Source organism: Sphaerisporangium krabiense (genome assembly GCF_014200435.1).
Classification (GTDB): Bacteria; Actinomycetota; Actinomycetes; order Streptosporangiales; family Streptosporangiaceae; genus Sphaerisporangium; species Sphaerisporangium krabiense.
In genome coordinates this window covers 4452360-4462833 of record NZ_JACHBR010000001.1, presented here as the reverse complement: position 1 = coordinate 4462833, position 10474 = coordinate 4452360, and the positions used below count along the sequence as shown (strand labels likewise).

The 10474-nt window shown below is 73.7% G+C and carries 8 protein-coding genes; 6 read left to right on the top strand and 2 right to left on the bottom strand.

Going from position 1 to position 10474, the window contains the following annotated elements:
* Positions 1–53: 53 nt before the first annotated feature.
* Positions 54–1439: a GH39 family glycosyl hydrolase gene (locus tag BJ981_RS19805; protein ID WP_239139680.1), complete on the bottom strand. Its 1386-nt coding sequence runs from the start codon at positions 1437–1439 to the stop codon at positions 54–56.
* A gap of 432 nt (positions 1440–1871) precedes the next feature.
* Between BJ981_RS19805 and BJ981_RS19800 the strand changes: the two genes are divergently transcribed.
* The 3 genes from BJ981_RS19800 to BJ981_RS19790 all read left to right on the top strand — a co-directional run bounded on the left by BJ981_RS19800 (position 1872) and on the right by BJ981_RS19790 (position 4936).
* Positions 1872–2468 carry a hypothetical protein gene (locus BJ981_RS19800; protein WP_184612796.1) on the top strand — a complete coding sequence of 199 codons (597 nt, stop codon included), beginning with the start codon at positions 1872–1874 and terminating at the stop codon, positions 2466–2468.
* A gap of 86 nt (positions 2469–2554) precedes the next feature.
* Positions 2555–3637, top strand: coding sequence for a GNAT family N-acetyltransferase (locus BJ981_RS19795; RefSeq protein ID WP_184612795.1), 1083 nt, complete (start codon positions 2555–2557; stop codon positions 3635–3637).
* 138 nt (positions 3638–3775) lie between these two features.
* Positions 3776–4936 (top strand): DegT/DnrJ/EryC1/StrS family aminotransferase, encoded by a 1161-nt coding sequence (locus BJ981_RS19790; protein ID WP_204070670.1) that lies wholly within the window; start codon positions 3776–3778, stop codon positions 4934–4936.
* A 7-nt stretch (positions 4937–4943) separates the two neighbouring features.
* On the opposite strand, the gene pdxR is transcribed toward BJ981_RS19790, so the two are convergent.
* A complete protein-coding gene (gene pdxR / locus BJ981_RS19785; RefSeq protein ID WP_184612793.1) occupies positions 4944–6347 on the bottom strand; it encodes a MocR-like pyridoxine biosynthesis transcription factor PdxR in 1404 nt (467 codons plus the stop codon).
* 104 nt (positions 6348–6451) lie between these two features.
* On the opposite strand from pdxR, the gene BJ981_RS19780 reads away from it, so the two are divergent.
* The 3 genes from BJ981_RS19780 (at position 6452) to BJ981_RS19770 (ending at position 10458) form a co-directional block, all read left to right on the top strand.
* A complete protein-coding gene (locus BJ981_RS19780; protein WP_184612792.1) occupies positions 6452–7111 on the top strand; it encodes a pyridoxamine 5'-phosphate oxidase family protein in 660 nt (219 codons plus the stop codon).
* Between the two features lie 182 nt (positions 7112–7293).
* Positions 7294–8991, top strand: a complete 1698-nt coding sequence (locus BJ981_RS19775; RefSeq protein WP_184616250.1) for a serine/threonine-protein kinase — start codon at positions 7294–7296, stop codon at positions 8989–8991.
* Positions 8992–10458: a protein kinase family protein gene (locus tag BJ981_RS19770; protein WP_184612791.1), complete on the top strand. Its 1467-nt coding sequence runs from the start codon at positions 8992–8994 to the stop codon at positions 10456–10458. It abuts the gene before it with no gap.
* Positions 10459–10474: the final 16 nt, after the last annotated feature.

The window sequence follows — 10474 nt, the reverse complement described above, 5'->3', positions numbered from 1 at the left end:
CGGCGGGCGGGGCCTCCTGTCGAAGGAGTCCTGCCCGCCCGGCGGCCGGCCGGTCACTGTCCCCGGTCGCTCCACTGGACCGCGTACGGCTGGAGCTCGAAGGGGCGGCCGTCGACCTGGACCTTCAGGGCCGCGCCGGCCGTGTTCACCATGATCATCTGCTTGTCCACCGCGAGCACCTGGACGCGCGGGTCGGAGACCTGGACGTCCACGAGCTCGGCGCCCGCGGGGAACCAGCGCGTGAACCCGCTGATCAGGCCCGCCATCGGCATCTCGTCCCCGCGCGCGGGCGACCAGAGGCAGCCGGGGCAGTCGTCCCCCTGGCGGCGCTGCGGGTTCCAGTAGAGGGCGGTGGCCGCGCCGCTCCTGGCGAACTCCATCATGGCCGCGGCCTGCACGGCCGTGCGGTGCTGCTCGTCCCAGTCGATGTTGTCGGGTGAGATGTACCACTCGGCCCACCAGACGGGCAGGTCGCCGCTCTTCTCCCTCAGCCACGCGGTCACGGCGGAGAACTTCTTGAGCGCGGTGAACTCGTCAGGGACCAGGCCGCGGTCGTTGGTGGCGGAGGAGGCGTCGACGACGATGAAGTCGGCGCCCTTCTTGTTCTCCAGCCAGTACTGGACGGCTTCCAGCGGCCTGCTGTCGATGGAGCCCCACGGCCCCTTGACCGTGGAGGAGTTGGCGCTGGAGACGTGGCTGTCCACCGGGATGTACGGCCCGCCCACCTGGATCTTCGGGTTCACGGCCTTGAGCGCGTCGTAGACGCGGTTGTACAGGTCGGTGTACGCCTCGACGTCCCAGTTGTTGTGCGCCTCGTCCCAGAAGCCTTTGAACTCGTTCCAGACCATGTAATGGGTGACGGTGGGGTAGCGCTTGGCGACGGTGGCGGCCAGCGCGGCGAAGTCGTCGAAGTGCTCCCGCCGGGGTGCCACCTCGATCTTGCCCCAGTTCGTGCGGCCCTCCGCGCCGCCCTTCATCCAGTCGGGCGCGCAGCACAGGGTGAGGACCGGCTGGGCCTTGGTGGCGGCCATCAGCTTGACGCGGCGGTCCAGGTCGCGGAAGTCGTACTTTCCCGGCGAGGGCTCGGGGTTGCCCGCGCCCCAGCCCATGATGTGCTGGTTCTGCAGGGTGGGCACCCGGCTGAACAGGTCGCCGACCCTGTTCCTGACCTCGGGGGTCTCGTTGTCGGCGCTGTACTGGGTGTGCGTGACGCCCCAGCGCGGCCAGCTTTCCACCACGGGCGGGGGTTCGAGCGTGGGCGGCGGCTGCGGGGTGGCGACGATGGTGGCCGCCACGCCCTCGGATCGCTCGGGCCCGCGCCGGGCGGCGACCGCCAGGAGCCCCGCCACCAGGGCGAGCGCGATCAGGCCTGCCCCGATGGCCGCGGGCCCGCGGGGGATGTAGCGACGCCGAGCATGCCGGCCACTGTTCTCCAACACTTCGTCACCGTATCCGCTCACGCTTGCAAGACCCTTGAAATGCTCCCACTACGGGCGGTGACCCCGGCGCCGTCCCCCTGATGTCCCCCTGATGTCCCGCGCCCGGCCCGCCGCCGCCGCGCGGGCGTCGTGCCGGTGTCGTGCCGCCGTCATGGCGCGACCGTCCCCCTGGCGGCATGCGCGCGGCACGCCGTCGCGCCGGGGGTCGTGGTCCGTCACTGGACCATCCGATAATCGCTTTAACCACTCAAGTCTGCCGATGAAGCGCCGAACTAATAATCAAGCATCTTAAGGTGTGGACCTTGCATGAAAGCGGTATGAATCCGGCGACCGAGGATTTGAGGGGGCACAGTGGCCCGAGCATGGCTGCCCGTCGCCAGTCGAATTCCCGCTCCATCGGACGCCGGCCCCATGGCCGGAGGCGCGCCCCGCGTGGTCTGGTTCATATGGCCGACCGATCCCCAGCGGGTCTCCGCCAAATCCATCGCCCAGCGGCTCGTGCAGATCAAACAGCCCGCCCATCTCGTCTGGAACCCCGTCTCGGGGCAGATCGTCCAGTCTCTGCCCCCCACACGCGCGGCAAACGGCCTGCCCGGAGATCTCAACAGGCAGGGCAGGGTGTGCGTGCAGATCCGCGTGCTGGGCTCGGTGGAGGAGCCGTTCACCGAGAGCAAGCTCGACGGGCTGGACGACATCCTGGCCTGGCTGGATTCCTGGGAGGTGCCGCGGCACTGGCCCGCCGGGCCCCCGCTGCCCTATCCGCACTCGCTGGCCGCGCAGCGCAGCCGGCGGCTGTGGGCGAGGGGCGGCCACTTCGGCAACTCTCAGGTGCCCGGCACCTCGGAAGGAGACCCCGGCCCCATCGACGTCCACCGCATCGTCGGCGGACCCGCGCCGAACCTCGACGTGCCGCGCCCGCGCGGCGACCGTGCGGACCATGCGGACCGTGCGGACAGGGAAGCCCGCGATATGCCCGAGGGATGCGCGGCGGAGAAATCGATCAACGGCCCCACGGGCGTCGTGATCTGATCTTTATCCTACTATTACATCCTAGGCGTCAAGCTGGGTAAAGGCGCGAGCCTGGCCCGCGTCGCTAGGTACCCCAGTAGGAGCTCATGCGCATCTCCGTCGTACATCCCCGCGAGCTCGGGCCTTCCGAGACGGCACGGTGGCGTGCTCTCCAGAGCGCCGACCCGTCATTGGACAGCCCGTTCCTGTCGCCGGAGTTCACGATGGAGACGGGCCGGGTACGCGAGCAGGCCCGCGTGGCCGTGCTGACCGACGGCGCCGACATCGTGGGCTTCTTCCCGTTCGAGCGTCACCCGCTCGGCATCGGCAGGCCGGTCGCGGCGGGGCTCACCGACGCGCAGGGCATGGTGCACGCCAAGGACATCGAGTTCTCCGTGCCCGAGCTGATGAAGGCGTGCGGGCTCGGGGTCTTCGAGTTCGACCACCTGCTGGCCGGGCAGCCGCTGGTCCCTGAACGGCACTCGCGCCACCCGTCCCCCGTGATCGACCTGTCCGACGGCTACGAGGCGTACGTCGAGACGCTGAAGAAGGTCTCGGGCAAGACCTACAAGAGCACCGCGTACAAGAGCCGCAAGCTCGGGCGCGACTTCGGCGAGCTGCGCCACGACTTCGCGATCGGCGACCACGCCGTGCTGCGCACGCTCACCGACTGGAAGACCGACCAGTACCGCAGGACCGGCCGCGCCGACCGGTTCTCGCGGCCGTGGATCACGCGCCTGGTCGAGAACCTGCTGGACGTCGACACCGAGCACTTCGCCGGCGCGCTCGACATGATCTACGTCGACGGCCGGCCGGTCGCGGGCCACTTCGGGCTGCGCACCAAGACCACGCTCGCCGGGTGGTTCCCCGCCTACGATCCGGCGTTCGCCAAGTACTCCCCCGGCCTGATCCACCACCTGGCGATGGCCGAGCGCGCCGCCGAGGCCGGCATCCGCCTGATCGACATGGGGCGGGGGGAGAAGGAGTACAAGGAGAAGCTGAAGACCGGCGAGCTGTGGGTGACCGAGGGCAGGATCGCCCGGCCGACGCCGGCCGCGGGGGTCCACTGGCTCGTGCGCGTCCCCATGCGCAAGGCACGTGGAACGGTCCTCGCCAACTCGGTGCTGCGCGACACCGCCGATCTGGCGCTCAAGACCTACGGGCGCATCCGCACCTCCCTGGCGTCCTGACACGCGCCCGCCGGGCGAGGTGACCGGCGGCGGACGGCTTCACGCCGACGCGCGTCCCCCGGCCATCGCATGCGCTACCTTTCTGCTCTGACCGTCGGGGCGGTGGCGGACCGCGGCGGTGCGACGGAAGAGGGAGCGGTGAGCCCCGAGAAGATCCTCACGGCGCGCACGGGCCGTGAAAGCGTGTACCTCCCCTCCAACCGGCTCGGGTTGTACCTCGCCCTGCGCCACTGGTGCACCCCGGGGCAGCGCCTGCTCATGTCGCCCATCTCGGCCGACGAGATCCTTTTCCTCGTGCTCGCCGCCGGGCTGATCCCGGTGATCGCCCCGATCTCCGTCCTGGACGGCAACATCGACGCCGTCCGCGCGCTGCTCGGCACGGTGGACGCGGTGCTCACCACGAACCTGTACGGCCTGCCGGACGATCTGCGCGCCATGGCGGGCATGGTGGTGATCGAGGACGTCGCGCACGCGGCCGAGACCTCCGTCGACGGCCGCCCGCTCGGCACGTTCGGCGTGGCCGGGGTGTTCAGCCTGTCCAAGCACGCCGGGGCCGGATCGGGGGGCGTGCTGGTGGTGGACGGCGCCGCCGACCGCCGCGTGCTGGAGCGCGGGCGCGACCTGCTGCTGCAGCCGGGCGCCCTGCGCAAGGACTTACTCTCCGTCGCCACCTCGGCGGCCCGCCACCTCGCCCTGAGGATGGACATGGCACGGCCGGCGATGCGGGCCGCCCGCGTGTTAGGGCTGGACGAGCCGCGCGAGGGGTACCGCATCGCCCTGCGGCCGGGCGCGCTGCGCGAGGCCCTCGCCCGCAGCCGGGACGACGGCCTGCCCCCGCTGGACCCGTGGGTGCGCGCCGACCTGCACGACTACCGCCGCGCCCGGGGCGGCCTCGCCCGCTGGTACCAGGGCCGCCGCCTCGCCCGCCTGCCCCGCGAGCGCGAGCGCAGGCTGGCCGGGGTCGCGCGGCTGGCCGAGCTGCCCACCGTGGCGGGAGGCGTGCGGGCGCACGCCGACCAGCCGCTGTTCCGGGTGCCGCTGCTGGTGGCGGACCGCGACCTGGCGATCGCCGCGCTGGCGCGGCGCGGCGTCCCCACCGGCTACCTGTACGACCCGCCGTACGACATCTACGCCGAGGCGTTCGTCGAGCCGTCGCCCGAACCGGAGGTCGCGCTGTGGTGGGCGCGGCACGTCCTGCCCGTGGACCCGCTGTACGCGGCGCGGGCGCTGCCCGTCGTGGAGTCGCTGCGCCCGGCCCCGCCTCCGCCGGGCGACCACCTCCTGACCCGGGCGGCCTGAGCCGGGGTCAGCCGGAGGTCTCGCCGAGCAGGTCGCGGATGATCTCGCACGCCTTCCTGACGTCGGCGAGGGACGCCGAGCCGTAGCCGATCACCAGGCCGTGGGCGGCCACCGGGCCGTGGTGGTGGCGTTCGGTCGTGTCGAGGAGCACGCCGCGCGCGGCGGCCTCGGCGACCAGCGGGCCCACCGTCTCCGCGGGCAGGCCGAGGAAGACGTGCAGGCCGGCCGAGTCGCCCCGCGCGCGGGAGCCGAGGGAGTCGACGATGGCGGCGCGGCGGCGCGCGTACTCCAGCCGCATGCGCCGCAGGTGCCGGTCCAGGTCGCCGCGCTCCAGCAGGATGGAGACCGCCTCCTGCACCGGGCCCGGGGTGCGGTCGCCGAGCACGCGCCGGATGGCGGCGATCTTCCGCAGCAGCGCGGGCGCGGCGACGAGCCAGCCGATGCCGACGTCCGGCGCCAACGACTTCGACAGCGTGCCGAGCAGGACGACCCGCTCGGGGTCGAGCCCGTACAGCGCGGGGAGCGGCGCCACGTCGTAGCGGAACTCGCCGTCGTAGTCGTCCTCCAGCACGGTGGCGCCGGTGCGCCGGGCCCAGGCGAGCAGCCGTTCCCTGCGGGCGATCGGCAGCCTGCCGCCGAGGGGGTACTGGTGGGCGGGGGTGGTGTAGAGGACGCACAGGTCCTCGGGGAGCCCGTCCACGACGACGCCCTGCTCGTCCACCGGGCACGGCGTGACCCGTCCGCCGCGCGCGGCCAGCACGTGGCGGGCGGTGCGGTAGCCCGGCTCCTCCACGCCCGCGCCGTCGCCCGGCCGCAGCAGGGCGGCGGCCACCAGGTCGAGGCCGTTGCCGGTGCCGCGGGTGACCATCACGTTCTCGGGCCCGACGGGGATGGCCCTGGCCCTGCGCAGGTGCCCGGCCAGCAGCGCGCGCAGGCGGGGATGACCGTAAGGGTCGACGTACGCGGCGGGCGCGCGCAGCCCGGCCAGGCGCCAGGCACGCCGCCAGGCGCCCTCGTCGTACCCGAGCACCCACGGCCGTCCGGGCCGCAGGTCGATCACCCCGGCGGGCGGCCGCTCGGCGTCGCCCCACGGGTCGAGCTCCGCCGGCGGTTCCCGGCGGGCGGCGGGCGCCCCGTCCCGGTCCGCGGAGCCGGACAGGTGCGCGACATAGGTACCCGAGCCGTGGTGGCCCTCCAGCCACCCCTCGGCGTAGAGCTGCTGGAACGCCTCGGTCACGACCGTGCGGCTGACGCCGAGCAGCCGCGCCAGGGCCCGGCTGGAGGGCAGGCGCTCGCCGGAGCGGAGCATGCCGGTGCGCACGCCTTCGCGGAGCTGTCCGGTGAGCTGCACGGCGAGCGGGACCGGGGCCGCGCGGTCCAGGGCGAGGGGGAGGTCGACGGACCCGCGCACGGTGGTCTCCGGGAGGCTCGGGGGCGGACTCGGGGAAAGTGGTCTCTCAGAAGTGGTCGTCAGTGGACGTCCACAACCATCCACTTCCGTCCTACGGTAGCGGCATGCTCTCGACGACCACTCGCACGACGCTCACCAGGGCCAAGGACCGGGGCCGCACCGACCGCGCCGAGCTGTACGCCGTCCTCGACGCCGGGCTGATCTGCCACCTCGGGGTCGTGGTGGACGGCTCGCCCCGCGTGATCCCGACCGGGTACGGCAGGATCGGCGACACCCTCTACGTGCACGGGTCCACCGGCGCCGCCTCGCTGCGCGCGGCCGCCGGGCCGGGGGACGTCTGCGTCACGGTGACGCTCGTGGACGGCCTCGTGCTGGCCCGCTCGGTCTTCCACCACTCGATGAACTACCGTTCCGCGATGATCTTCGGCGCCGCGCGCGTGGTCGAGGACGACGACGAGCGGCTGGCGTCGCTGCGGGCGATCACCGAGCAGCTCGCGCCCGGCCAGTGGGACGCGGTGCGCGGGCCGTCGCGCAAGGACCTCGCCGCCACGACGGTGCTCGCCGTGCCGCTCGACGAGGCGTCGGTGAAGATGCGCCAGGGGCCGCCGGGCGACGAGGAGGAGGACTACGCGCTGCCGGTGTGGGCGGGCGTGCTGCCGCTGCGGACGACCTGGGGCGAGCCCGTGCCGGATCCGGCGCTGCGAGAGGGGATTCCGGTACCCCCGCACATCTCCGGCCGCCCCGATCCCGGCGGCGCCGGGTGACGGCCGTCGTGTCCTCGCAATCACCGCCGGTCACCAGCAATCTCGCGCAATAACTGACAATCGCATCGACAACATGCCAAATATCGACTTAGGCACCTCAAGCCGCCAGGTCGTCGTTAAGCTTCGTTCTCGCGTCAAGGGTGGGGGCCCGGCCACATAAGGAGATCGAATTGGACGGCCACATGGGGGCCTGGCAAGTCCCCGGATACACCGAGATCCGAGATCTCGGCTCGGGGGGCTCTGGACGTGTCGTGATGGCACGCCACGAGGCCGACGGAACGACGGTCGCGATCAAATACCTGTCCGGCGACCTCATCTCCGACCCCGGTTTCCTCATCAGGTTCCGGCACGAGGCGCGGCTGCTGGAGCTGCTGGACAGCCCGCACGCCGCGAGGTTCTACGAGTACGTCGAGAGCGACGGCGGCGCGGCCATCGTCATGGAGCTCGTCAACGGCGTCTCCCTGCGCGCGATGCTGCGCTCGGAGGGGCCGACGGGCGCCGAGGCGGCGCTCGTCCTGCTCAAGGGGTCGCTGCTCGGCCTCGGCGCCGCGCACGCCAATGGGCTGGTCCACCGCGACTTCAAGCCCGAGAACGTCGTCATCGACGGCGCGGGGCACAGCAAGCTGGTCGACTTCGGCATCGCGGTGCGCGTCGGCGACGGCGTGAGCGGCGCGGGCACCCCGCCGTACATGGCGCCCGAGCAGTGGGCCGGGGCCCCGGCGGGGCCGAGCACGGACGTCTACGCGGCGACCGTCGTCTTCTTCGAGTGCCTCACCGGCACCCGGCCGTTCCAGTCGCAGAACGCGCTGGTGCTGGCGCGTCAGCACCAGACGATGCCGCCGCCGACCGAGCAGGTTCCCGCGCCGCTGCGCGGGCTGGTGGAGCGGGGCATGGCCAAGCACCCCGCCGACCGGCCCGCCTCCGCCGCCGAGTTCCTCGCCGAGCTGGAGGCCGTGGCCGTCGAGGCGTACGGCCAGGACTGGGAGGAGCGCGGGCGCCGCCGCCTCGCCGCGCTCGCCGGCCTGCTCGTTCTGCTGTTCCCGCTCGGCGAGGCGGCGCCGCAGGGCGGGGCCGCGCTGGCCGAGTCCGACCTCGGCGCCCGGCGCGGTCTGAAGAAGCTCAGCGTCAAGATCGCGGTCGGCGCGCTCGGGCTGGCGGTCGTGTCCGCCGTCACCGCGGTGCTGGTCGGTTCGCTCGGCGACACCTCGCTGCAGGCGCAGACCTCCGTGCTCACTCCGACGCCCGCGCCCGCCGAGACCGTCACCTCCGACGGCAGCCCCGAGCCCGCCATCGACGACTCCCCCACCGAGGTCCCCTCCGAGGAGCCCACGCAGGAGCCGTCCGAGGAGGCCTCTCCGCAGCCGACCACGCCGCGGCAGACGGCCGCCGCCCCCACCGGGGCTCCGTCTCCCACCGCGAAGGCCCCCTCGCCGAGCAAGAAGCCGGACAAGCCGGGGGCGCCCGCCTCGCCGACCGGCAAGCCCAAGCCGAAGCCGTCGGCGACCGAGGACGAGCCGCAGGACCCCAAGGTGAGCACCAAGCCCACCCCGAGGCCCAAGCCGACCCCGACGCCGACCCCCACCTCCGCTCCCCCGTCGCCGGAGCCGACCCGCACCCGCCCCACTCCCACACCGACCCCCACGCCCACCCCCACCAGGTCGGGCGGCGACGGCGAGGGGACGGGCGAGACCCCGAGCGACGGCGGCGAGACGCCACGGGGCGAGTCCGGCGAGGGCACCGGCCCCACGGACCCGCCGCCCGGCCGCGGTGACGACGTGCCGGCCGGTCTTCTCGCCGTCGGCCTGGTGACGACGGGCGCCGTTCCCGCCACACTGTTCGTGAGGAAGCGGATGGCGGGACGGCACCGGAGGCGGCGGTAGATGCCAGAGGGCGGCAACATCGCGGGTTATCGGCTCGCCGACCGTTCGCGCGCCTCCGATGTGGGCGTCTGGGTGGACGCCGTGGCCCCCGACGGCGCCCGCAGCGGCGCGCTGCGGCTCGATCCGCGCGCGCTGTCGGGGCCGGGGGCCCGGGACCGGGTGGTGGCGGCGGTCGTCGCCGACCGCCACCTCACCCAGAACGGCGTCACCGGCCTGCTGCCGGTCTCCGACCTGGTGGCCGCGGGCGGCGAGGTGTGGGTGCTGACCGCGCGCCCGGCCATCCCGTCGCTGGACGACCTCGCGCGGGGACGCCCGCCCGGGGACGCGCCCGACGCGGGCAGCGCGGCCACCGTCCTGGTCGAGACCGCGCAGACGCTGCTCGCCGTGCACGCGGCGGGCCTCGCGCACGGCGCCCTGCACGCCGGCACGGTGGTGGTCGGCGAGGACGGCACGGCCCTGCTGGCCGAGCGCGGCCTCGCCACGGCCCTGTACGGCGGCGACGCCTCGCCGGAGCGGGACGTCGCGGCGTGGGCGGCCCTGGCCAGGGGCCTCGCGTCCGGCTGGGCCGCGGGTTCCGCCGACGCGGTCCGCCTGCTGGAGCACGCGGCGGCCACGGCGGAGTCGCGCGGGCTGAGCGCCGCGCGCGACGCCCTGCTGAGCGGCCGCGAGCTGCTGCCCGCCGGGTTCACGACCCGGGAGCGGCTGGTGCGGACGCTCCAGTGGTGGTCGGCGTCGGACGTCCCGACCGGCAGGCCCGCGCCGCCGGTCGCCACCGGCCCGCAGGCCGACGAGGGCGAGATCGTGACCCTGCTCTACCGGGACACCGGGTCGGGCCAGGCTCCGCCTCCGGGTCTGCCGGGTCACGCGGCCGCGATCGGCGCGGCGGCGGCGGCCTCCGGGATTCCCGACACCACGCCCGCCGGGGCCGCGGGCACGACCGGCGGCGAGATGCGCTTCGGCCCTGGCGTGCCCTCGGACACGACGGCCGCGCAGATCTGGCGGGCCGGGCAGCAGCAGCTCACCGTCGCGGCCAAGGACCGGCTGGGCGCCAAGCCGCCCAAGCGGCGGCGGCGCGGCGGCCTGCTCGGCACGGGCGTGCTGTTCCTCGCCATCCTGGCCTTGGCCCTGTACCTGTGGTCGCAGCGCGCCGCGCCGCTGTCGGTGGAGGCGGTGGAGGTCACCGCGCCGAAGCCGAAGGGCTGCGACGTCACGGTGAACATCGTGGGCAAGGTCACCACCAACGGCGGGGCCGGGCAGATCAAGTACCAGTGGTGGCGCAGCGACAGGAAGGCTCCCATCGAGCAGACCGACACGGTCCCCTCGGGCGCCACGACCTACGAGCTGAACTTCCCCTGGCGGGTCAAGGGCGAGGGCACCCAGAAGTACACGGCGCGGCTGGTCGTCCTGTCGCCGACGGGGTCGGGCACCCCGCTGCGCGACCAGGCGTCCTTCACCTACAAGTGCTGAAGCGGGTGGTCCTGCC

Excerpts from the sequence above, each read along its gene's own strand:
- BJ981_RS19795 (WP_184612795.1), top strand. The coding sequence starts at position 2,555 with ATGCGCATCTCCGTCGTACATCCCCGCGAGCTCGGGCCTTCCGAGACG.
- BJ981_RS19780 (WP_184612792.1), top strand. The coding sequence starts at position 6,452 with ATGCTCTCGACGACCACTCGCACGACGCTCACCAGGGCCAAGGACCGG.
- BJ981_RS19775 (WP_184616250.1), top strand. The coding sequence starts at position 7,294 with ATGGGGGCCTGGCAAGTCCCCGGATACACCGAGATCCGAGATCTCGGC.
- BJ981_RS19770 (WP_184612791.1), top strand. The coding sequence starts at position 8,992 with ATGCCAGAGGGCGGCAACATCGCGGGTTATCGGCTCGCCGACCGTTCG.